Origin of the sequence: Rhizobium atlanticum (assembly GCF_030182485.1) — a bacterium.
Classification (GTDB): domain Bacteria; phylum Pseudomonadota; class Alphaproteobacteria; order Rhizobiales; family Rhizobiaceae; genus Rhizobium.
Map to the genome: position 1 here is coordinate 144,039 of NZ_JAQJCJ010000013.1, position 22,495 is coordinate 166,533.

Genomic DNA, 22,495 nt, shown 5'->3' on the forward strand with positions numbered 1-22,495 from the left:
GGTAGGCGAGCTAACCGGGCGCAGTGTCCAGCACCGTCGATTTTTGCGATAAGTTGATCCTTTTGGTATTGTTTTCCTGCGCCTCCTGTGGCTATACCCCCGCCCACAAACTCACGCACCGGGATTTCTACAGTGATCAGCTTTAAATCACTTCTGGCCGCCTGCGGCCTATCCGCTCTGATCGGCCTTGCCGCGGCTCCGTCATTCGCCGGCTCGACCACCTACCCGCTGACGCTCGAAAACTGCGGCGCTGAGGTGACCTTCAAGAAGGCGCCCGAGCGGGCGATCGGGCTTGGCCAGAACAGCGCGGAAATCCTTCTGTTGCTCGGCCTTCAGGACAAGATGGTCGGCACCGCCTTCTGGCCGAGCAGGGTTCTGCCGCAGCTCGCCGAGGCAAATGCCAAGGTCAAGCTTCTCACCGTCGAAATGCCGACCTTCGAGTCGATGCTCGCGGAAAATCCCGATTTCGTGGCGGTGGCCTTGCCAAGCCTGGTAGGCCCCAACAGCAAGATCGCCAAGCGCGAGGACTTCGACAAGGTCGGCGTCTCAACCTACCTCTCGCCGAGCACCTGCCTCAGCACCAAGGACGTCAAGGACCAGTACGGCAGCCGCGGCGAGTTGTGGAACATGGATCTTCTCTACAAGGAGATCGACGAACTCTCTCAGATTTTCGATGTCGCCGATCGGGGCCAGGCGCTGATCGCCGATTTCAAGGCGCGTGAAGCCAAGCTTCGCGGGAGCGTTGCCAAGGACGGCCAGAACCTGTCCTACGTCTTCTGGTTTTCCAGCCCCAGCCCGTCGGCCGACGCCTATGTTGGTGGTAAAAACAGCGCCTCCGCCTTCATCGCCGATCTGCTCGGCGGACATAATGCGATCACCGCCGACGCAGAATGGCCGACTGTCGGCTGGGAAGGCATCATCGCCTCCAACCCCGACGTCATCGTCGTCGCCAGCCTCGACCGCAACCGCTGGGAACTCGACAAACCCGAAGCCAAGATCAACTTCCTGAACACAGATCCGGCCGTCAGCCAGATTCCTGCCGTCAAGAATAAGGCGCTCGTCGTGATGGACGGCCAGGCGATGAACCCAACCATCCGCACGATATACGGGGCCGAACAGGTGGCCGCGCAGCTGAAGGCCCTCGGGCTCCTGAGGTGATCGACGCAGTCCGTCTCTTCCGGCAGCTGGGAGCAGTCATCGCACTGCTCCTGGCTTCCCTTTGCCTCATCGCTGTCGCCATCGGCGTCAGCGTCGGGATCGGCGACCTGCCGATCCCGCTTGCGACCACCTTCTCGGCCGTTACCAACCGGCTCGGCTGGACCGCTGTCGAGCTGAACGGCATCCATGAGACTGTCATCTGGGATTATCGCCTGAGCCGCGCGCTCGTCGCCGCCTTCTGCGGCGCGGGACTGGCGCTGTCTGGCGCCATCATGCAGTCGCTGCTGCGCAATCCGCTCGCCGAACCCTATGTGCTCGGCATTTCGGCCGGCGCCTCCACCGGTGCCGTTGCGATCGTCATTTTAGGCGTCGGCGCGGGCGCCGTATCGCTTTCGGCAGGCGCCTTCGCCGGCGCCTTCGCGGCCTTCTTCTTTGTGGCGCTGCTGTCGAACGGCACGCGCGGCGGCGCGGACCGCACCATCCTTGCCGGTGTCGCCGCCTCGCAGCTCTTCAATGCTTTGACCTCCTATATCGTCACCACGTCGGCCAATGCGCAGCAGGCCCGCGACGTGATGTTCTGGCTGCTCGGCAGCTTCAGCGGCGTGCGCTGGCCGGAATTTGCGCTGGTCTCGATCGTCGTCGGCTTCGGCCTCGCCGCCTGCCTGCTCTACGCCCGCGTGCTCGACGCCTTCGCTTTCGGCGATGAGGCGGCATCCTCGCTCGGCGTCAATGTCAGCCGCGCCAGAATGGCGCTCTTCGCACTGACGGCCATGATGACGGCCACGATCGTCAGCATGGTGGGTTCGATCGGCTTCGTCGGCCTCGTCGTGCCGCATGTCGCCCGTTTCGTCGTCGGGCCGCTTCATATCCGTCTTCTGCCGGCCTGCGCCATATCAGGCGCCATCTTCATGGTGCTCGCCGACATCGCCGCGCGCGCCCTCATTCCCAACCAGATCCTGCCGATCGGCGTCGTGACGGCGCTGGTGGGCGTGCCCTTCTTCTCGATCATCCTCTACCGGTTCCAGCGCGCGTCATGAGCATCAAGGCCGACAACCTTACCTGGAAAATTGGCAGGAAGACCATTCTGGACGGCGTCTCCATGGAGGCGCATCCCGGCCGGATGCTCGGTTTGCTCGGGCCGAACGGCTCGGGCAAGACCTCGCTGCTGCGGCTTCTCGCGGGCCTGAAGCGGCCGCATTCCGGCCGCGTCACACTCGACCGGAGCGATATCGGCACGATCAGCCGCCGCTCGATCGCCCGGCGTATCGCCTTCGTCGAGCAGCACGCAACGACGAACGCCAATCTCAAGGTCGTCGACGTCGTCAAGCTCGGCCGTTTCCCGCACCGGTCGATGTTCTCCGGCTGGACGAAGGCCGACGAAGAGGCGGTCGAGGCAGCGCTCGCCCGCGCCGGCATGGCCGAAAAGCGCAACGATCGCTGGCAGAGCCTATCAGGCGGCGAAAAGCAGCGCACCCACATCGCCAGGGCGCTTGCCCAGTCGCCGCAGGAACTCATCCTCGACGAACCGACAAACCATCTCGACATCCAGCACCAGATCGGCCTGATGCGGCTCGTTTCCGGCCTGCCGATCACCAGCATCGTCGCCCTGCACGATCTCAACCATGCCGCCATGTTCTGCGACGAGCTTGCTATCATGCACCAGGGCAGGATCGTCGCGTCAGGCGCGCCAGAGGATGTGCTGAGCGAGGCGCTGCTGCGCGAGGTCTTTTCGGTCGAAGCCCGCATCGAAGCCTCCCCCCATCATTCGCGCCCGCATATCCACTATCTCAGGTGAGAACGGCCGCTCTCACGTCACGATCTGCAGTGGCAAAGCGGTCGTCTTTTTAATCGTCTTGAGGACGATGCTCGATTTGACCGACGCCAGATTGTCGGTGACCCGGATCATTCTTTCGAGAAACTGGCTGAGATGGTCGAGGTCACGCGTCATGACCTTCATCAGAAAGTCGGCGTCGCCTGTCTGCGAGTAACATTCCAGGATCTCCGGCGCAGTCTCGATGAAACGATGGAGCCGCTCGTTTCCGCCTTCGGTATGGGCTCGAAGGCTGACGAGCGTATGTGCGACGACGGTGAAACCCAGTTTCACCGGATTGAGGATAGCGACGACGCTCTGGATATATTGCTCTTTGCGCAGTCTTTCCAAACGGCGCGCGCATTGAGTGGCGGACAGGTTGACCTTCTGGGACAACTCGCCCTGCGTCATCTCGCTGTTTTGCTGGAGGGCGGCGAGCAATTTGATATCGAACGGATCAAGCATGACCATCACTCCAGACGGTGATTTTCTGCACATTATAGGCCGCTTCCGCCGATTGTCTGCACGATCACGGACTCCAGGGGTGAAAATCGCAGAAATTCGCCGTGACAGTTAAGTTAATCTCCAGCCACAATGCAAAAGCGAGGTGGAACTGTGTTTGACCAACTGAACAGCCGGCCGGCCGATAGCCTGCTCGCCCTCATCAAGGCCTTCCAGGCAGACGATCGTCCCGGAAAGATCGACCTCGGCGTCGGCGTCTATCGCGATGGCATGGGACGCACGCCCGTCATGCGGGCCGTCAAGGCGGCGGAGCAGTTTCTCCTGGAGACCCAGGGCAGCAAGAAATACCTCGGCCCCGAAGGCGATCCGCAATTCGTGCGCCTGCTTGAGCCGATCATCTTCGGCAACGCGCCGAAATTCGCCCAACGGCTCGCCGGTATTCAAACGCCCGGCGGCAGCGGCGCGCTCCGTCTCGGCGCGGAGCTCATTCAAACGGCAAACCCATCAGCAAAGGTTTTTTTGGGAACGCCGAGCTGGCCCAACCATGCACCGATTTTCGCTTCGGCACGCTTGGGCGTGAAGGAATACGCCTTCGTGGACCTGACTTCACAGCAGGTGACATTCGACAGCGTCGTCTCCGCCTTGTCTTCCGCCGGGGAAGGCGACGTCGTGCTGCTTCACGGTTGCTGCCATAACCCAACTGGCGTCGATTTAACCATGGAGCAGTGGCGAAAGATTACCGACCTCCTCGTCGCGCACAGGCTGGTGCCCTTCATCGATCTTGCCTATCAGGGGCTCGGCGACGGCCTCGAACAGGATGCCGCCCCGACACGCATGATCCTCGATGCGGTCGACGAGGCGCTGATCGCCTATTCCTGCGACAAGAACTTCGGCCTCTACCGCGAACGCGTCGGCGCACTTTATGTCGTGGCTCGCAATGCCGATGACGTCAGAAAGGCGGAAAGCAACATGGCGGCGCTTGCCCGCGTCAACTGGTCCATGCCGCCGGATCATGGGGCTGCCGTCGTCAGGGCCATTCTCGAAAGCGCAGAAATGACGGCAATGTGGCGCGCCGAACTCGAAGAAATGTGCGAGCGCATCAACGGCAATCGCGCGGCGCTGGCTGCTGCCTCGACCGAACTGGCCTTCATCAGCCGGCAGCGCGGCCTGTTTTCCAATCTCTCCATGCGTAAGGAAACGGCGATCGCGCTCAGGGCAAACCATGGCATCTACATGGCGGATTCAGGCCGCATGAATCTTGCCGGCATGCAGCCCGCCGATGCCGGCGCCATCGTCGCCGCGCTCAGGGCCGAAGGCTGCCTGAAGTAAATAAATCAACACTCCGTTGGAGCCTCCGAATGAGCAGGAAAGAAACGACCGGCCAGGCGATCACCCGATCGCTTGTCGCCCATGGGATCGACACGGTCTTCGGCATCCCCGGCGCCCACATGTATGATTTCAACGATGCGCTCTATGACGCCGGCGACAAGATCCGATTCATCCATACAAGGCACGAACAGGGTGCGGCCTATATGGCCTACGGCTATGCCAAATCCACCGGCCGGATCGGCGCCTATACCGTCGTGCCCGGCCCGGGCGTCCTCAATTCGGGCGCGGCCCTCTGCACCGCTTACGGCGCCAACGCGCCGGTGCTCTGCATCACCGGCAATATCATGTCGCACCTGATTGGCCGAGGCAGAGGACAGTTGCACGAACTGCCGGATCAACTCGCGACAATGCGCGGGATTGCCAAGACGGCGGAACGCATCAATCACCAGTCCGAAGCCGGTGTCATCATGGCGGGGGTTGTCGCCAAGATGCGCTCCGGCCGCCAGGGCCCGGGAGCGGTTGAAGCCCCTTGGGACGTGTTCGGACAATCCGGCCCTGAAGTAGACATTCCCATTGGCGCGAGAGCGCCTCATCCGGCAATCAATCCCGATCAGATCGCCGCCGCGGCGGCGCTGATATCAAGCGCCAGTAATCCGATGATCATGGTTGGCGGTGGCGCGGCGGATGCCGGCGCGGATATCGCCGCGCTTGCGGAACTGCTGCAGGCACCGGTGACATCGCATCGCTCCGGCAAGGGCATCGTCCCCGACGACCATCCGAATTATCTGAATTTCGTCGCCGCCTATGAATATTGGAAGAAGGTCGACGTGCTGATCGGGGTCGGCAGCCGGCTCGAATTGCAGTTCATGCGCTGGAAGTGGCTTCCCAAGGGGCTCAAGATCATCCGCATCGATATCGATCCGACCGAAATGGTCCGCCTCAAGCCGGATGTCGGTATCGTCGCGGACGCCAGGGATGGAACGAAGGCGCTGATCGATGCGCTGGCCGGTTCCGGCCGCGAGGATCGCACACGTGAATTTGCCGAACTCAATGTAGTGGCAAGGTCTCGTTTTTCGGCGGTGCAGCCGCAGCTTGGCTATCTCGAAGCCATTCGCGAGGCCCTGCCGAGAGACGGCTTCTTCGTCGAGGAAGTCAGCCAGATGGGCTTTACCGCCCGCTTTGCCTTCCCGACCTACGGTCCTCGTCAATATGTGACATGCGGCTATCAGGACAATCTCGGTTTCGGCTTCAACACCGCCTTGGGCGTGAAAGTCGCCCACCCCGACAAAGCCGTGATCTCCGTTTCGGGTGATGGCGGCTTCATGTTCGGCGTTCAGGAGCTTGCCACTGCCGTACAGCACAGGATCGCCGTCGTCGCCATCGTGTTCAACAATTCCGCTTATGGCAATGTGCTGCGCGACCAGAAGCAGACCTATAAGGGCCGCACTCTCGGCTCGGATCTGACCAATCCCGATTTCGTCGCTCTCGGCGAAAGCTTCGGCATCCGATCCTTCAAGGCGACGAGCCCCGGCGAATTAAGGGACGTGCTGAAGAAAGCCCTTGCACTCCACGAGCCCGTCCTCATCGAAGTTCCAGTTGAAAAGGGATCGGAGGCAAGCCCCTGGCCCTTCATCCATCCGGCTCCGCACGAATGACCGGAAGGAGGCGAAGCCCTATCAAGGCGACTTGAGAAAGATCGTCGCCAGCGGCGGCAGCGTCAGCGAGAGCGAATGCGGCCTCCCGTGGGCAGATACTGGTTCGCTCGACACTGCGCCGTTGACGAGGCCCGAGCCGCCATATTCGCCCGCATCCGTCGTGATCTTCTCGATCCAAACGCCATCCTGCGGCACGCCGATCCTATAGCCATAGCGCGGCACTGGCGTGAAATTCGAGACGACGAGCACCGACGAGGAGCGGTCAGGGGCATACCGCAGCATGCCGAGGACGGAATTGACTGCATCATCCGCCGTCGCCCATTCGAAGCCTTGGTGATGGAAATCGCCGAACTGCAATGCCGGCTCGTCTTTGTAGAAGCCGTTCAGATCCTTGACCAGCCGCTGGATTCCTGCATGCGCGGGCCGATCCAGCACATCCCAGCTCACCGAAGCGTCATGGTTCCACTCGCCGGGTTGAGCGATCTCGCTTCCCATGAATAACAGCTTCTTGCCGGGATGGCCCCACATGAAGGCGAGGTAACTGCGCAGGTTGGCGAACTTCTGCCACTCGTCGCCGGGCATCTTGCCGAGCAGCGAGCCCTTTCCGTAGACCACCTCGTCGTGCGAAATCGGCAGAACGAAGCGTTCGGAATAGGCATAGATCATGCCGAAGGTCATCGTGCCGTGGTGGTAGCTCCGATAGACGGGATCTTTCTGGATATAGCTCAGGCTGTCGTGCATCCAGCCCATGTTCCACTTCATGTCGAAGCCGAGCCCGCCCTCTTCCGGCGGCTTGGTGACGCCGGGCCAGGCCGTCGATTCCTCGGCGATCGTCATCGCGTGCGGGCAGCGCTCATGGACGATGCTGTTCAGGTGTTTGAAGAACTCCACCGCTTCCAGATTTTCGCGGCCGCCATAGCGGTTCGGAATCCATTCCCCTTCGTTGCGGCTGTAGTCGCGGTAGAGCATCGAGGCAACGGCATCGACGCGCAATCCGTCGATATGGTAGCGTTCGAGCCACTCGAGCGCGCTGGCGATCAGGAAGCCTTTCACCTCGTTGCGGCCGAGATTGTAGATCAGCGTGTTCCAGTCGCGATGAAAGCCCTCGCGCGGGTCCTCGTGCTCGTAGAGCGCGGTGCCGTCGAAGCGGGCGAGCCCCCAGACGTCGGTGGGAAAATGGGCCGGCACCCAATCGAGGATGACGCCGATGCCGGCGCCATGGCAGCGGTCGATAAAATAGGCGAGATCCTCGGGCGTGCCATAACGGCCGGTCGGGGCGAAGAGGCCGAGCGGCTGATATCCCCAGGAGCCGCCGAAGGGGTGCTCCATGATCGGCAGCAGCTCGATATGGGTGAATCCCATCTCGCGAACATAGGGAACGAGCCGCTGGCTGAGCTCGACCCAGTCGAGCGACCGTCCGCCATTCTCCCGCAGCCAGGAACCGGCATGCACCTCGTAGACGGAAATCGGCCCTCCCAGTCTTTCCTGTCGCGACCGGCCCTTCATCCAATCATCGTCCGTCCATCGAAACCGCGTCGACGATGCGACGATCGAAGCGGTGGACGGAGCGGCCTCGCTGGCTCTCGCCACCGGATCGGCCTTCTGCGGCAAGCAGTGTCCGTGCGCATCGATGATCTCGAACTTGTATCTTTCGCCGGGCGCCAGCCGGGGCACGAACAGCTCCCAGACACCGGCGGACTGCCTCAGCCGCATCGGGTTTCGCCGCCCATCCCAGGCGTTGAAATCGCCGACAACCGAAACGCGGCGGGCATTCGGCGCCCAGACGGCGAAGCGGACGCCCGCGACGTCGTCAACCGACATTTCAACCGCGCCGAGCGTCCGGCTCAGGCTGTAATGGGTGCCCTCGGAGATCAGGTGGAGATCGAGCTCTCCGAGCAAAAGCCCGAAGCTATAGGGGTCTTCGGTGATCTGCTCGCCATCCGGCCATGTGATCCGCAACCGGTAAGGCATCCTCGATCCCATCGCCGCCGCATACAGGCCGGCGGGGTGAGCGATGCTGAAGGGCGTCACCACCTTGCCGCTCGCCGCTTCGATGAGATCGACGCCCTCGGCGCCCGGCAAATAGACGCGCACGATCGTCATGCCGCCGCTTTCGTGCGGGCCGAGGATCGAGAAGGGATCGCCATGGCGTCCCTCGATCAGAGCCCAGAGGGCATCGTGTCCGATACCTGCGAGAAGTTCCGAGCGTTCAACATTCATGCCGTTACCCCCGCTAAGCGCGATACGATTTCGGTAAGGCCGGCAAGCGGGATCGGCAGCCATTTCGGCCTGTTGCGGGCTTCATAAGCGATTTCGTAGGCGGCTTTTTCAAGAAGAAAGGCATCGAGAACCCTCCGTCGCTGATCAGGCGGCATAGCGAGCGCCGCGGATGTCGAAACTGCCTGCCAATAAGCGCCGAGAAAGGCTTCCTCGGCCCTTCGGCCGAAACGCGCGATGGCGTCGCGGCGAACCTCGCTCTCATGTTCGGTAATGGCGTCGTTTTCGAGCTGGGCGGTGGCGACGAGATAGCTGAGCGATCTTAAAAGTCCGGCGGCATCGCGCAGGGGAACGGTCTTCGCGCGGCGCTCGGCCAGATTTTTCGCTGGCTCGCCTTCGAAGTCGATAATGACCGCGTCACCCTCGCTGACCAGGATCTGGCCGAGGTGGAAATCGCCATGCGTGCGCGTCATCAGCGAGCCGCGGGCGCTCTCCGCCAGTTTCGCGCCAAGCTCGATGAGTTCCGATCGTCGATCGAGAAGCGGGCCGGCGAGTTGATCGATCGTGGGATCGGCGTTTTCCTCGCGCTCGGCAAGCTTCGACATGGCATAGGCCACTTCGCCTGACACTGCCTTCTTGATCGCCTCGACCTCATCGTCGCCGGCGACGACAGGACTGAACGCCTCGTCTGCGTTTTCTCCAGCAAGCACTGCATGCAGCTCGCCCAACCTCACGCCGACCATTGCGACGAAGTTGATGAGCGGCTGGAAGACCTCGTCGTCCGGCTCAAGCGCCGGATCGTTCAAGACGAACTCGTCCGCCGCGCGACGCAGATTGTTCAGCATCCAGTTCCAGGCGTCGCCCTGGTTGCGAATCGCGCCCTGGACGATGATCAAGGTCGAGCGGCGGCCGCTGGAATCGGTGTGCGCGACCTCGCCGAGCAGCGGCGCGGTGTGGTCGTAACCCGCGCAGGTCAGGAACCGCGTCATCTCCACCTCTGGATGGACACCCGGGAAGATGTGCCGGATCAGCTTGATCATCGCGACGTCGCCGACGATCAGTGAGCTGTTGGATTGCTCGGCCGAGAGCCAATGGACCGGCATCTCGTCGGTGATATTGAGGCGGTCGAGCCGTTCGGTTCCGAAAAATTCGAGGGTGCCGGTGCGCCCCGTAATGCGCGAACGGTCGGCAAGTCCGCGCAGGATGCCGCGCGCCATCGGCTCGACCGCAAACCCATCCGTCAGGAAGCCGACCCGCCTGCCCTGGCGAACCCGCCCGAGCGCAAGCTGCTGCGTCAGAGCGGAGGGTTGCGCGTCGTCCCAGGCGATCGCCAACGGCAGCTGATAGGACTCGCTATGATCCGGCAGTTCCACCTCCAATTCGCCGAGAACGATCCCCTCGGCATAGGGAATCGGCGTTGCCGAGATCAGCCGGGCCGCCTGAAGCGGCTGGTCCTTGGCGCCGAACCAGCGCCGCTTGGTGAGATAGGCGGGGAGAATTTCGTTGCTGAGGACGCGTCCCAACCGCGGCTCATCGACCAGGTCGAGCAGACCGCGGCGGATCACCATCGTCACGAGATCGGGAAGCTGTTCGGGTGGAGCAGTGCGCCATGCCGGCGGATCGGCATCGGCCTCCAGCTGAAACCAGAAGAAGCCATAGGGCGGCAGTGTCAGGAGGTAGGTCAGTTGCCCGATCGGTGGAAACGGCGACATGCCCGTTAGTTCGATCGGCACGCGGCCCTCGAAGGCCGAGAGGTCGAGCTCGACCGCCTGGGGCAGTCGCGAGAGGTTTGCGACGCACATCAGCGTCTCGCCGTTATATTCCCTAAGATAGGCCAGGATCTTGCGGTTCTCAGGCGACAGGAAACGCAGCGATCCGCGTCCGAAGGCCGGATGCCGGCCACGCAACGCCAGCATCTTTCGCGTCCAGTTGAGCAGCGAATGCGCGTCGGTGCTCTGGGCTTCGACATTGACGGCCTCGAAACCGTAGAGCGGATCGGCGATCGGCGGCAGGACGAGTCGCGCCGGGTCCGTTCGGGAGAAGCCGCCATTGCGGTCCGGTGACCATTGCATCGGCGTCCGCACCCCGTCGCGGTCGCCGAGATAGATGTTGTCGCCCATGCCGATCTCATCGCCATAATAGATCACGGGCGTTCCCGGCATTGACAGAAGCAGCGCGTTCATCAGCTCTATGCGCCGGCGGTCGCGCTCCATCAGCGGCGCCAGGCGCCGCCTGATGCCGAGATTGATGCGGGCGCGCTTGTCGGATGCATAGGTCTCCCACAGATAGTCCCGCTCCGCGTCGGTGACCATCTCAAGCGTCAGCTCGTCATGATTGCGCAGGAAGATCGCCCACTGGCAATTCTCCGGGATTTCAGGCGTCTGACGCAGGATGTCGGTGATCGGGAAGCGGTCTTCCTTGGCGATCGCCATATACATGCGCGGCATCAGCGGGAAGTGGAACGCCATGTGGCATTCGTCGCCTTCGCCGAAATATTCCCGCGTGTCCTCGGGCCACTGATTGGCCTCCGCAAGCAGCATCACGCCGGGATGAGTGGCGTCGAGAGCGGCACGGATGCGCTTGAGGATCGCATGGGTCTCGGGAAGATTTTCGTTGATCGTCCCCTCGCGCTCGACGAGGTAGGGAATTGCGTCGAGGCGGAAACCGTCGATGCCGGTCTCCAGCCAGAAGCGCATCACCTTCAGCAGCTCCTCCATAACCAGCGGGCTGTCGAAATTGAGATCGGGCTGGTGAGAATAGAAGCGGTGCCAATAATAGGCGCCGGCGACCGAATCCCACGTCCAGTTCGATTTCTCCGTATCGAGGAAGATGATGCGCGTTTCCGGGAATTTCTGGTCGCTATCTGACCAGACATAGAAATCCCGCTCCGGCGATCCCGCAGGTGCATGGCGTGCGCGCTGGAACCAGGGATGCTGGTCGGAGGTATGGTTGATGACGAGCTCGATAATGACGCGGATATTTCGCTGATGCGCGGCGTCAACAAAGGCGCGGAAATCCTCCATGGTCCCGTAATCCGGGCTGACATTGCCGTAGTCGGCGATGTCGTATCCGTCGTCGCGTCGCGGTGAGGGAAAGAAAGGCAAAAGCCAGATGGCGTTGACGCCGAGCGCTGCGATGTGATCGAGCTTCTGGTGCAGTCCGGCAAAATCGCCGACACCATCGCCATTGGCGTCGTAGAACGACTTGATGTGCAGCTGATAGATGATCGCATCCTTGTACCAGAGCAGCGGGTCGACGCTACCGGGATTCATCGTGTCCATTCATGCCTCCGCTGCGCGAACGCGCCAGATCGCAAAGGGCAGGATCTGAGGATTGAAACTCACTTTCTGCCATTTGCCGTTCCACCTGAACCGGTGCCCCGTGACCAAATCCTCGGCGTCGAGCGCGCCCCTGTCCCCAAGCCCCCATTTCCACAGAGGCAGCTCGACATTGCTCTCCTGAAAATTGTGGGGATCGAGGCTGATCGCGATCAGCAGGACATTGTCCCGGGCGCGGCTCGCCTTCTCGAAGAACAGGATATTGTCATTCCACGCGTTCAGCAGCGTCAGGCCGAGATGCGAATGCAGCGCAGTGTTTTCGTTCCGGATGCGGTTCAACATCCGGATTTCGGCGATGATGTTGCCCGGCCTGTCGTAATCCCAGGCGCGAATCTCGTATTTCTCACTGTCGGCATATTCCTTGCGCTTGGCATCGGGACGCCCCTCGCAGAGTTCGAAGCCGTTATAGACACCCCACAGTCCTGAAAGCGTCGCGGCCAATGCCGCGCGGATCAGGAAGGCCGGGCGCGGCGCGTTCTGGAGGAAATCCGGATTGATGTCATGGGTGTTGACGAAGAAATGCGGGCGGAAGAATTCCCTCGGCGCCGTCTCGGTCAGCTCCCGCATATATTGCTCGAGCTCCCACTTAGTATTGCGCCAGGTGAAATAGGTATAGGACTGGGAGAAGCCGATCTTCGCCAACCGGTACATGACCTTCGGCTTGGTGAAGGCTTCCGACAGGAAGACGACCTCGGGATGGCGCGCCCTGATATCGCCGATCAGCCATTCCCAGAACGGGAAGGGCTTGGTGTGCGGATTGTCGACCCGAAACAGCTTGACGCCCTGGTCGACCCAAAGCTGGACGATATCCCTAAGTTCCACCCACAGAGAGGGCAGCGCGTCCTTCGTGTAGAAGTCGACGTTGACGATATCCTCGTATTTCTTCGGCGGATTTTCCGCATATTTGATTGTGCCATCGGGCCTCCAGTCGAACCAGCCGGGATGTTCCGTCAGCCATGGGTGATCGGGCGAGGCCTGGATCGCAAGGTCGAGTGCGATCTCCAGCCCATGCCGGCCCGCCTCCTCGACCAGCCGGCCGAAATCCTCGAAATCGCCAAGCTCTGGATGAATTGCGTCATGGCCGCCCTCCTTGGAGCCGATGGCATAAGGACTTCCCGGATCGCCGGGTGCTGCCTTCAGGCTGTTGTTCCGCCCCTTCCGGTTGGTCGTTCCAATCGGATGAATCGGCGGAAAATAGAGCACGTCGAAGCCCATGCCGCGGATATCCGGCAGTCTCGGGATGACGTCGTCAAAGGTCCCGTGCCGGTTCGGATCCCCGCTTTGCGACCGCGGGAAGATCTGGTACCAGCTGGCGAAGGCCGCCGACTTGCGTTCGGCATCGACGGCGCTTGTCGTGGAGCGAAGCCGGAAAGGCCGCTTATCGGCCCGTTTCATCAACTCGGCTGTCTCGGGGTCGAGCAAGATCGCCGTGCGCTCGGCATCGGAAGCGTTTTCAAGACTGTCGATGAGCGCCTGCAACTCTGCGCCGAGTGCCGCCTGCGCTTCGGCCTTCGCGGTGTGGACGAGGTCCAATCCTTCCTGCAGCTCCAGTTTCAGGTCCAGCCTGGCATCGTTCTTCTTGGTCAGCTCGTAGCGGAAGATCGCGAACGGGTTCTTCCACGCTTCGACCGCGAATTCATAGCGCCCGACGCGTTCCAGCAGGAATTCGGCACGCCAGCGGTCGTTCTCGACCAGTTGCATCTCCGTCTCGTTCCACTCCGCCATGGCATCGAGCGGCCGCCAGAGCAGCACGGCGGCGAGCGGGTCGTGGCCGTCGGCGAATATATCGGCCTCGACTGTGACGGTTTCGCCGACCACACGCTTTACGGGAAATCGTCCGTCATCGACCCGAGGCATGATGTTTTCGATGGCAAGCCGCGGCGAAGCGATTGCCTGCTCAACGTCGATAGCTGGCCGGGATGCAATCGGCTCGGGCGCTTTGGCTTCGATGATCCGCATTTCCCCTGCCCGCAGGCGCAGGACCGCATCGGCGGCGACGGGAAGATAACCGGAGGCAACTTCGCGAAGGGCCGTCGTCGGTGCGGAAGCGCTTCTCCTGAGGTCCCTGTTAATCAGGACGAACCGCACATTCGATGCGCTGCGAAGATCCTGCTCCTCGGATAGTACAAGCGCCGAAACCGGCCCATTGGCGTTGCGGATCAGGCGAAGCGATGGAGCGCGCGCGTGGCCGGACCTGCCGATCTCGGCATTGGCGAGGCATATTTCGGAGGAGATGTCGAAGGCGAGATCATGGCGCAGCCTCCTCAGGCCCGAACCATCGCCATGCGTGGGATCGAGCGGCGTCGCCGCACCATATTCGAAACCGATCGGAACCATGAGACCACCGCCGAGCGAGGCGGCAAGCCGCAGCGCTCTGACGGCACGCCGCTCGAGGATTTCACGGCTCTCGGTCCCATGCGCGATCCGCCTGGCAAAGGGCGGTTCGGGAAAGGCAACCTGCCAGCCGAGCGCCTCCTGGACGCGGTGCTCCTCGATGAACCATCTCTCGTCGAGATCCCACCAGGCCATCGATGAAAAACATCCTGAAAAGCCTACATCGGCGATCGCTCTTCTTACCGCGAAATCGGTGCCGGGCGTCCAGGCGAGAAATTGAGCGTCAACCTTCTCGCGCACGGCAGCGATCAGCGATTTGAAAAGCGACGGTGCGGCGCGATCAATCCCGAGCACTCGGTAGCCGGAGAGGCCGAGCCCGGACAGCCGCCATAGCCGTTCGGTCCACTCTCCCAACAAACGCAATTGCCGCTCGGACCCGATCGTGTTCATCGGCTCCGCCGGATCGAGCGGCGAGCGTCGAGGATCGACCGGACGAAAGACTTGTGCATCGCCGACTTTCCCGTCGAGCATCAGGTCCATCATCAGGCCGACGCCGCTCTTGTCAGCAGCCTCCACCAAGCGCGATAGCCCATCATCGACCGCGCTGCCGAGCTGCAGGTCAGGATCGAGGCGATCGAAATCCCGGGAGGTAAAGACGCTGCAGTCCCCGCCCCGCTCGAAGAGCGGCGCGGTCAGAACATAATCAAAGCCGGTATCCGCCGCATGGCCGAAAACCTCACGCCATGCATCGATACCTTGGAGAAGTAGCGGGTTGACATAATAGATCCGGGGTGGGGTGCTGAAAGCACCCTGCTTCGCAGAGAGTAACATCGGCCGCCGCCTCGAGTTGCTTTTCAGGCAAACTTCCTTTGGCGGAGGTTGTTCCACTCAAACCGTCAATTCACGGCTGCATGGGGCATGCGGACGGGAGACGACATCATCAGCCAGGTCGTCGCGCTCAACGAGAGAAGGAAGTCTTGGGATTTGCCGGTAGAGATATTGCCGCCATGCGCTAAAAGATCCTCTGACTGTTTCCAATCCGGAAATCATAGAGCGGTTGAGAGCCCACCCATCAATGCTTCGATCAATAGTCGTCATTACCGCCCTCCCGGCTTGCATACCCTTCCTCGCCTCCTGGAGCATCGAGACCGACCGCTCGGCACCTGATAAGCACGGCCTGTTCGAAATCCGCGAGGAGGCCAGGCGTTTCATCACGCAGGAAACCGCCAGGGGGCACCAGCGCTGGAACGTGCTGGAACCGAACGCGAAGGTGCTGGTTCCCCGATGCGCCGTCCCGCTCCAGGCGCAATGGACGCCGAAGAACCTCGGCCGCTCGAAGCTCAGCGTAATGGTGATCTGTGCGGTCACTGTGCCGAACGCCGTGATGGAACGGTGGGATGTGCCAGTGCCCGTGGAGCGGACATCTGGGAGCCCTTAGGGGGCGAGCATCCAAACGAGATTTGATGTAGTAGATGATATCACTGCGGTTGCAATATGGCGGGCAGACGTGAACCAAGCGGTAGAATTGTGCTCCTATCCCGGTCTTGACGAGCGCATCATTATCCTCCGGGCGGGAGACGAGGTCGATGCCGTGTTTGTGCGGACCGAGAGGTTCAATGTCCTGATCGATACGCTCGGCACGCCCGAGCTGTGCCGGATGGCGCTGGATCTGCTTGGCGACAGAGGCGAGGATCGCCCGCTGATCGTCGTCAATTCGCATATGGATTGGGATCACTTCTGGGGAAACTCTGCGGTTTCAGGGCGTGCTCCGATCATCGCGCATGCCGCGGCACTCGACCGTCTGCGTGATGCCTCCACGCAGCAGATCCTGAAGGACAAGGCAAGACTGGAGACGCGGTTTGCGAATGTCGAACTCATCGGCCCGGATATCACCTTCTCCGGCTCGATGGCCCTGAACGGCGGCGATCTGACGCTCGAACTCATTCATACGCCGGGACACACGCCTGACCATATCGCCGTCTGGATCCCGGAACTCCGGATCTGCCTGGCCGTCGACGCGGTGGAAACTCCCATTCCCGAAGTCTGGAGCAGGAGTGCCCATGATCTTCGGCAGATCCGCTCCTCACTCACGCGGATCCGTGACCTTGATGCGAGACTGGTCATTCCCGCGCACGGCAGATCATCTTCGCCTTCGGCGGTGGATGAGAACCTTGCTTATTTCGAAGCCCTGGCTGTTCGCATCGGCGGGCTGTGTGAAAGCCAGCTGGCTGACCCTGAACTCGGCAGTACAAATGGTTTCCGTCTTGACGACTTCGTCGCCATTCCCGACGGGATGCCTTTGGACGCGGCGGCGTTCTACCGGAACTGCCATGAGACGAACCTTGCCGCTACGGTTCAGGCCCATATCGAAAAACTGAAATCTGGAGGCCATGCGTGAAATTATTGGAGGGCGGGCGAACCGGACAGATCTGGCGCGACGGGGATACCGTCATCAGACCATCCGGCGCATGGACGCCGACCACGCACCGGTTCTTGCGCCATCTCGGAAGGAAAGGCTTTTCGGCAGCTCCGCAGCCCATTCAAATTACCGGCGACGATCAGGAGGTCGTCAGCTACGTCGCCGGGCGCGTCTGTGAAGACCTCAGTGATCCCATTGTCGGATGGGAGCGCATGCTGATGTCAGCAGCGAGACTTCTGCGCGATTTTCATACTGCATCTCAAGGCTTTCTGGAATCGGATGACGATGCTCAGATATGGATGTTGCCGCCGCAGGAGCCACGTGAGATCGTCTGTCACGGAGACTATGCGCCCTATAATGTCGCGGCCGTCAATCAGGAGGCTGTCGGGATCATCGATTTCGACACTGCCCATCCCGCCCCGCGCCTTTGGGATCTCGCCTATGCGGTCTATCGCTGGGGGCCCCTCTCCGATCCTGCCAACCCCTCGGTGGCATTCGGTCTGGACGACCAGCTGCGGCGGGCGAAAATCTTCTGCAACGCCTATGGCGCGACGATGGAAGAACGGCGCCAGCTTCCCGAGATGATCTGCAGCCGGCTTCAAGCCCTCGTCGATTTCATGTTGGCAAGGGCTGCGGCCGGCGACGAAATCTTCGCGGAAGACGTCGATGCAGGAGACGCCAGGCTCTATCTGAACGACATCGGCTATATCGGCATACACCGAAATCGGCTGTTGAAAGCGCTGTCCTGACTAAAGCCATTTTCGCCGGCGGAAGAAGCCGAAAAGGCTGAGGCACAGGACAGCGATGACGCCCAATACGACGAAATAGCCATACTGGAATTTCAATTCCGGCATATCGCTGAAATTCATGCCGTAGATGCCGGCGATCGCGGTGGGAACGGCGAGGATCGCCGCCCAGGCGGCGAGCTTGCGAGCGATTGCCGTCTGTTCCGTCTGGCCGATCATGACGCTGGCTTCGAAGGCGAAGGCGAGCACCTCGCGCAACGCATCGATATCTTCCTGAACCCGGCGCACGTGATCGGTGACATCGCGAAACAGCGACTGCAGTGTCGGATCCATGCCGGGAAGGTCGATATGCTCGTATCGCCGGCAGACGTCGACAAGCGGCACCACGGCGTTGCGCAGGCGAAGGAGCTTGCGCCGCAGCAGGTAAAGCCGCTCGATGTCAGATTTTCCCAACTGTTCGCGCAGCACGAGATCCTCGAGCATCTCGACCTCTTCCTGCACCACCTCGATGACAGGCATGTAGTTGTCGACGATGAAATCCAGGATGGAATAGAGAATGTAGTTCTCACCATGGGCAAGCGCTGCCGGCGTTGCCTCGCAACGCTGCCTTACCGCCAGATATGAGGACGACTCCCCATGGCGGACCGAAACGACGTAACCGCGGCCGACGAAGAGATGCGTTTCGCCGAAGACGATTTCGCCGTCCTTCATATGGGCGGTGCGGGCGACGATGAACATCGCCTCCCCATAAATTTCCAGCTTCGGGCGCTGGTGGGGCTGCGCCGCATCCTCGATCGCCAGCGGATGCAGATTGAACTCGGCCTGGATCTGGTGCAGCAGCACTTCATCCGGCTCGTGCAGGCCGATCCAGACGATGGCATTTTCCCGGTTTCGCCACTCGCCGGCTTCCTCTATTTTGATGTCGCGAATACGCTGCCCATGCTCGTAGACGGCGGCAGCTACGACGCCGCGTCGTTCATAAGGAGGCGACGCCGTCCCGCTGCCGACCCGCGCGGAAACACTGTCCAGATCCTTCAGCCGTTCCAAATCCTGCCGTCCTCCCCGTTCCGCGGCTCACGTATCCGCATCCAACGCCGGTCAAGCGTTGCGCCGATCATAATGCCATTTCGTAAAACATGCATCCGCTTCCGCACGGCGACTTGCTAAACCCTCGCTATCGAAAAACGCCCATCCAATAGCCAGAGGGCGGCGCGCCTGCATCTCTATCCACCGAGACCTGAAAGCCATGCACGAATATCCTCCAGTGAGCGAATACGAATCGATGAGTTGTCGCGCGAGGGCATAAAATCCCAGCTCTGCCAGAACCGCTCGGCTTCTTCATCGATCGCACGAACGACGATGGCCCGTCCGCCGATGATATCGGCTCCGGCAACGCAGCGAAGAAAGGCATCCTTTACGAGTGCCGATCCGATACCTTTGCTCCTATAGCGGCTATCCACGGCCAATTGCCCGATCAAGAGGCAGGGAATCGGATCGGGCGGACGTCCAGTTCTGATCTTGCGTGATACGACGTTGGGCTCGATGACCGTCGGTGCGAGGCCGTAATAGCCGATCACCCTATCGTCGTCGCAAACGACAAACGTCCGTGTAAATCCACGTTGCTGGTTCGATGCTGCAAAGTTCTGTAGCCAAGAATCCAGGGATGGCTTGCCACAGGAAAACCCCTGAAGTCGATGACGCCCGTCAAGAAGCTCGACATTTGACAGCGCCACCGGTCAATTTTCCCAAGGCGCCTTGCGCTGCAAGCGTTCCACTACTTTCGGCGATGGCGCGGATGGTGCCGCCTCGATTGCCGTCACAAAGGCATCGAAAGCATCGGGAGACAGGCGGATGACGCTTTCGTTCAGGATCGCCATCTGCGCCTCATGCACGGCAGCGCGTCGCATAAACTCTGTCCGGGAGAGACCCGTGAGCGCTGCACCACGGTCAATGACTGCCAGATCATCATCGCGAAAACGCATTGATACGGGTATTTCCTTGCGGGGAGCGGTGTTTGCCATGGTTTCCCTCATGAGGCATCGGGAAGGTATATAGGAGAATGTAACGCGGAACGCAATACATTAAAAGTGCTTCTGCCTAATTGACGGCGCAATACTCATACGCCGTACGGCCATCCATGCAGTGGCGGTACGCCGTTGAACCGGGCGAATCACCGGCTCCCTCCGGCAGCAGGTTTTCCAAACAGGGCATGAAGGCGCCCGGCGATGGCCAGGCGCCTTTGTTTCGTCATGAGGCGAAGGCCGGAGTGCGCCGCGCGCCCATTCTCAGCACGAAATAGATCGCCCCGCCGATGCCGACGCCGAAGAACCAGCCATAGGTGCCCCACCAGTCCGGCAGGATGGAGGTGAAGGTCGGCAGGATCGACGAGAACAGCGCACCGACCGCAAATGCGATGAAGGCATTGCCGTGCCAGCCGTTCTGGAACCGGAATTCGCCGTTCTCCTGATAGAGCGCCTCGACGTTCAACTGGCTCTTCCGGATGAGATAGTAGTCGACCATCATGATGCCGAAGATCGGCCCCATCGTCGAACCGATGAAGTTGACGAAATGCGCCGCACCCGTCTCCCAGGGAGCAAACGGATAGAGCACGAGGGCGATCAAAGCGGCGATATATCCGCCGCGCTTGAAGTTGATCTGGCGCGGGAAGACATTGGCGAAGTCGAAGGCCGGCGAGACGAAGTTCGCCACGACGTTGATGCCGAGCGTTGCCACCGCGAATGTCAGCGCCGCAAGCAGCGCAAGGAACCAGCTGTCGAATTTTGCCGAGATCATTTCCGGATGCAGCAGGACCTCACCGTATACGGTGAAGGCGGCCGTGGTCGTGACACCTGCGACGAGGCAGAATGCCAGGAGGTTGATCGGCAGGCCCCAGAGATTGCCCTTCCGCAGCGCCTTTTCGCTCGTCGCGTAACGCGAGAAATCGCAGAAGTTCAGGTAGAGCGCGGCGAAATAGGTGATCCAGGTCGCAGCCACCGCGGCAAGTGCCGCAATCGAGCCGGGCTCGCCCGGCACGCCTGCGTCCTTGGTCCTATCGATCAGCACGTCGCGCGGGATTTCTGAACCGAACGAGAAGGTGCCTGACTTGACGACCAGATAGACGGCCAGGATCAGCATCATGATCCAGACGGCAGGACCTGCCCAATCCTGGAACTTGCGAACCGTTTCCATGCCGCGTTGAATGATCAGCAGCTGCAGCGCCCAGACGATGATGTAGCAGATGAGTTCGAGGGTCGAATGCCCGAGCATGTGGCTGTTCTGATGGAAGGCGAGCAGGCTCTCGTTGCGGATCAGCAAGGCTACGATTGCGCCGGATGCCGCGGCGGTCTGCGCCCCGTACCAGAAGCAGGCGACCACCGCCCGGACCAGCGCCGGAACATTGGCGCCGAACGTGCCGAAGGAGGCACGCGCCAGAACCGGAAAGGGGACACCGGTGCGCACGCCGGCATTGCCGACCAGGCTCATCAGGAAGAAAATGACGAGAGAGCCGATGCCGATGGCGATGACGAAGTTCACGAAGCTGCCGCAGAGCAGGAACAGGCTTGCCGCCAGATAATAGCCCCAGAGACTATGGACGTCCGACGTCCAGACGTTGAAGATGCTGAATGCACCCCACTTACGCTCCTCCGCGGGCGCCAGATCCTCGTTATACAACGAGGGAGACGGATTTTGAATGCTCATAATGCCCTCCCATATCCCCAGTGGCCGACTCGGCCACGATGGAAGTCTGCGCTTCATTTGGGCATCTGACAATTTAATAGTCACATTGTACACAATCCTGATCGACCAGATGAGCAGGCTATCGGTCTATTGCGGGCGAACGACACGCCCAGCCAGGCGAAACGGGCTTGCGACTGCAGCGCCTGCGGCATCGAAGACGAAGGCGCCGACATCGCCGGAGGTCGACCGCCTGCCGCTCTCGAAGGAAGCAAGCTGGGCGCCGAACTTCGCGAGCGATGCGTAGCGGTCGTGGCCCAACCCGTCGGAGGTCTTGATCGAGGTAATGTCGATGACCCGGAGCCTCGCCTGCAAGGCCGCCTCCTGGATGACGGGATCGTCGATGTCGAGGCGGCCGACGCGCGCTCGTTCGCCGGCGACGAAGCTTGAGGCCACAAGAGCCCGGTCGTCCTTGGAAACCAGAAGGGAGATCGGGTTCGGCATTGGACCGATGTCCTTCAGCTGCGATCGGAAGACATCGACGTCGATGTCTGGAGCAGCGAGCACCACCGCCAGCTTGCCGATCACGGTGTTGCGATGCTGCAGCTTGAGCTCTCGCACCGTTTCCATCACCAGGAACCCGCCCATGCTGTGCCCGAACAGGATGATGCGCTTCACCTTGCCCGACGCCGAGAGAGATGTAACGAGAGAATCGAGTTCGCTGCGCGAGGAAAGCGCAGCGTCGCGGTCGGCGACATATCCGGCGACGGATGCCGCCGAAGGCCAGGAAAACAGGATCAGAGCGCCCGGCATCTTCGCGTCGGCGGCAATCTGCGCGGTGCGGTAAAGTGCCTCCTGATAACTGTAATTGTAGCCGTGGACGAAGATGCCGACGGTGCCGTCGGGCTGCACGGAGGCGAGCGCCTGCTGCACGAACGCATCCCTAGGCAGCTGCCTGCGCTTGACGACGGCAAATTGCCGCTCCGGATCCGGCTTTGACTTGGGATAGATGATAACGGTATCCTTCCTGACGGGAGGAACCGAGAACGCGTATTGCTCATAGGTCAGCTTCTCGGCCCATGTGCTGTCGAACCCGCCCCGCACGCGATCCGGGGTCCTGTTGGTCGCGACGAGCACGCTCACCCTGTCCGGCGCCGTTTCCGAACGGGCCGGCACGCTCAGATGAACAGGCGTCAAGACCTCAGCCGATGGCCGCGTGGCGCAGCCGGCGAGCGTCGCCAGGCCGATGGTGACGATGATCGCGAGCACTGGCTTTGGCAGGCCTCGGAAATGTCGCTGCATTATCGATCCGTTTCCCTCAGATCAAGACGCTCTCCGGCGTGTGGTTCTGA

General features: G+C 61.3%; 17 protein-coding genes. 8 read left to right on the forward strand and 9 right to left on the reverse strand.

Features of this window, described 5'->3' with window-relative positions:
* The first annotated feature begins 132 nt into the window (after positions 1 to 132).
* Genes PH551_RS19760 through PH551_RS19770 form a run of 3 tightly spaced genes read left to right on the forward strand, consistent with a single transcriptional unit; the run spans position 133 to position 2,953 of the window.
* Positions 133 to 1,158 carry an ABC transporter substrate-binding protein gene (locus tag PH551_RS19760; RefSeq protein ID WP_285194533.1) on the forward strand — a complete coding sequence of 342 codons (1,026 nt, stop codon included), beginning with the start codon at positions 133 to 135 and terminating at the stop codon, positions 1,156 to 1,158.
* Positions 1,155 to 2,195 carry a FecCD family ABC transporter permease gene (locus PH551_RS19765; RefSeq protein ID WP_285194534.1) on the forward strand — a complete coding sequence of 347 codons (1,041 nt, stop codon included), beginning with the start codon at positions 1,155 to 1,157 and terminating at the stop codon, positions 2,193 to 2,195. The genes PH551_RS19760 and PH551_RS19765 overlap by 4 nt, the downstream gene beginning before the upstream one ends.
* Positions 2,192 to 2,953, forward strand: a complete 762-nt coding sequence (locus tag PH551_RS19770; RefSeq protein ID WP_285194535.1) for an ABC transporter ATP-binding protein — start codon at positions 2,192 to 2,194, stop codon at positions 2,951 to 2,953. Before PH551_RS19765 ends, PH551_RS19770 begins: the two co-directional genes overlap by 4 nt.
* A gap of 12 nt (positions 2,954 to 2,965) precedes the next feature.
* Here the strand turns inward: PH551_RS19770 and PH551_RS19775 are convergent, their stop codons facing one another.
* On the reverse strand, positions 2,966 to 3,433 hold the full coding sequence (locus PH551_RS19775; protein ID WP_221127112.1) for an Lrp/AsnC family transcriptional regulator: 468 nt from the start codon (positions 3,431 to 3,433) through the stop codon (positions 2,966 to 2,968).
* Between the two features lie 150 nt (positions 3,434 to 3,583).
* Here PH551_RS19775 and PH551_RS19780 point away from each other — a divergent pair, with 150 nt between their 5' ends.
* Both PH551_RS19780 and PH551_RS19785 read left to right on the forward strand, forming a co-directional pair.
* Positions 3,584 to 4,759 carry an amino acid aminotransferase gene (locus PH551_RS19780; RefSeq protein WP_285194537.1) on the forward strand — a complete coding sequence of 392 codons (1,176 nt, stop codon included), beginning with the start codon at positions 3,584 to 3,586 and terminating at the stop codon, positions 4,757 to 4,759.
* Between the two features lie 29 nt (positions 4,760 to 4,788).
* Positions 4,789 to 6,414 (forward strand): thiamine pyrophosphate-dependent enzyme, encoded by a 1,626-nt coding sequence (locus tag PH551_RS19785; RefSeq protein WP_285194538.1) that lies wholly within the window; start codon positions 4,789 to 4,791, stop codon positions 6,412 to 6,414.
* Positions 6,415 to 6,435: 21 nt separating this feature from the next.
* Here PH551_RS19785 and glgB read toward each other — a convergent pair whose 3' ends face one another.
* The 3 genes from glgB to PH551_RS19800 are packed head-to-tail and all read right to left on the reverse strand — an operon-like array spanning position 6,436 to position 15,134.
* Complete coding sequence (gene glgB / locus PH551_RS19790) at positions 6,436 to 8,634, reverse strand: 1,4-alpha-glucan branching protein GlgB (RefSeq protein WP_285194539.1); 2,199 nt, start codon at positions 8,632 to 8,634, stop codon at positions 6,436 to 6,438.
* Complete coding sequence (treS, locus tag PH551_RS19795) at positions 8,631 to 11,912, reverse strand: maltose alpha-D-glucosyltransferase (RefSeq protein ID WP_285194541.1); 3,282 nt, start codon at positions 11,910 to 11,912, stop codon at positions 8,631 to 8,633. Before treS ends, glgB begins: the two co-directional genes overlap by 4 nt.
* Positions 11,913 to 15,134 (reverse strand): alpha-1,4-glucan--maltose-1-phosphate maltosyltransferase, encoded by a 3,222-nt coding sequence (locus PH551_RS19800; protein ID WP_285194542.1) that lies wholly within the window; start codon positions 15,132 to 15,134, stop codon positions 11,913 to 11,915.
* Between the two features lie 244 nt (positions 15,135 to 15,378).
* Between PH551_RS19800 and PH551_RS19805 the strand changes: the two genes are divergently transcribed.
* The 3 genes from PH551_RS19805 (at position 15,379) to PH551_RS19815 (ending at position 17,471) form a co-directional block, all read left to right on the forward strand.
* Positions 15,379 to 15,741, forward strand: coding sequence for a hypothetical protein (locus tag PH551_RS19805; RefSeq protein ID WP_285194543.1), 363 nt, complete (start codon positions 15,379 to 15,381; stop codon positions 15,739 to 15,741).
* 69 nt (positions 15,742 to 15,810) lie between these two features.
* Complete coding sequence (locus tag PH551_RS19810) at positions 15,811 to 16,701, forward strand: MBL fold metallo-hydrolase (protein ID WP_285194544.1); 891 nt, start codon at positions 15,811 to 15,813, stop codon at positions 16,699 to 16,701.
* Positions 16,698 to 17,471: a phosphotransferase enzyme family protein gene (locus PH551_RS19815; protein WP_285194545.1), complete on the forward strand. Its 774-nt coding sequence runs from the start codon at positions 16,698 to 16,700 to the stop codon at positions 17,469 to 17,471. The genes PH551_RS19810 and PH551_RS19815 overlap by 4 nt, the downstream gene beginning before the upstream one ends.
* Here the strand turns inward: PH551_RS19815 and PH551_RS19820 are convergent, their stop codons facing one another.
* From PH551_RS19820 to PH551_RS19840, 5 genes are all read right to left on the reverse strand, one after another.
* A complete protein-coding gene (locus PH551_RS19820; protein ID WP_085781697.1) occupies positions 17,472 to 18,515 on the reverse strand; it encodes a magnesium and cobalt transport protein CorA in 1,044 nt (347 codons plus the stop codon).
* A gap of 176 nt (positions 18,516 to 18,691) precedes the next feature.
* Positions 18,692 to 19,201 (reverse strand): GNAT family N-acetyltransferase, encoded by a 510-nt coding sequence (locus PH551_RS19825; protein ID WP_285194546.1) that lies wholly within the window; start codon positions 19,199 to 19,201, stop codon positions 18,692 to 18,694.
* A gap of 3 nt (positions 19,202 to 19,204) precedes the next feature.
* Positions 19,205 to 19,489 carry a type II toxin-antitoxin system TacA family antitoxin gene (locus tag PH551_RS19830; protein WP_085781699.1) on the reverse strand — a complete coding sequence of 95 codons (285 nt, stop codon included), beginning with the start codon at positions 19,487 to 19,489 and terminating at the stop codon, positions 19,205 to 19,207.
* Positions 19,490 to 19,715: 226 nt separating this feature from the next.
* Entirely contained in the window at positions 19,716 to 21,167 is a 1,452-nt protein-coding gene (locus PH551_RS19835) for an NCS1 family nucleobase:cation symporter-1 (protein ID WP_085781700.1), read from the reverse strand.
* Positions 21,168 to 21,293: 126 nt separating this feature from the next.
* A complete protein-coding gene (locus PH551_RS19840; protein ID WP_285194547.1) occupies positions 21,294 to 22,445 on the reverse strand; it encodes an alpha/beta hydrolase in 1,152 nt (383 codons plus the stop codon).
* Between the last annotated feature and the right edge of the window lie 50 nt (positions 22,446 to 22,495).

Bases quoted from the DNA above. Each gene is read 5' to 3' on its own strand.
- PH551_RS19770 (WP_285194535.1), top strand. From the start codon at position 2,192: ATGAGCATCAAGGCCGACAACCTTACCTGGAAAATTGGCAGGAAGACC.
- PH551_RS19775 (WP_221127112.1), bottom strand. From the start codon at position 3,433: ATGCTTGATCCGTTCGATATCAAATTGCTCGCCGCCCTCCAGCAAAAC.
- PH551_RS19785 (WP_285194538.1), top strand. From the start codon at position 4,789: ATGAGCAGGAAAGAAACGACCGGCCAGGCGATCACCCGATCGCTTGTC.
- glgB (WP_285194539.1), bottom strand. From the start codon at position 8,634: ATGAATGTTGAACGCTCGGAACTTCTCGCAGGTATCGGACACGATGCC.
- treS (WP_285194541.1), bottom strand. From the start codon at position 11,912: ATGGACACGATGAATCCCGGTAGCGTCGACCCGCTGCTCTGGTACAAG.
- PH551_RS19800 (WP_285194542.1), bottom strand. From the start codon at position 15,134: ATGTTACTCTCTGCGAAGCAGGGTGCTTTCAGCACCCCACCCCGGATC.
- PH551_RS19805 (WP_285194543.1), top strand. From the start codon at position 15,379: ATGCTTCGATCAATAGTCGTCATTACCGCCCTCCCGGCTTGCATACCC.
- PH551_RS19830 (WP_085781699.1), bottom strand. From the start codon at position 19,489: ATGGCAAACACCGCTCCCCGCAAGGAAATACCCGTATCAATGCGTTTT.
- PH551_RS19835 (WP_085781700.1), bottom strand. From the start codon at position 21,167: ATGAGCATTCAAAATCCGTCTCCCTCGTTGTATAACGAGGATCTGGCG.
- PH551_RS19840 (WP_285194547.1), bottom strand. From the start codon at position 22,445: ATGCAGCGACATTTCCGAGGCCTGCCAAAGCCAGTGCTCGCGATCATC.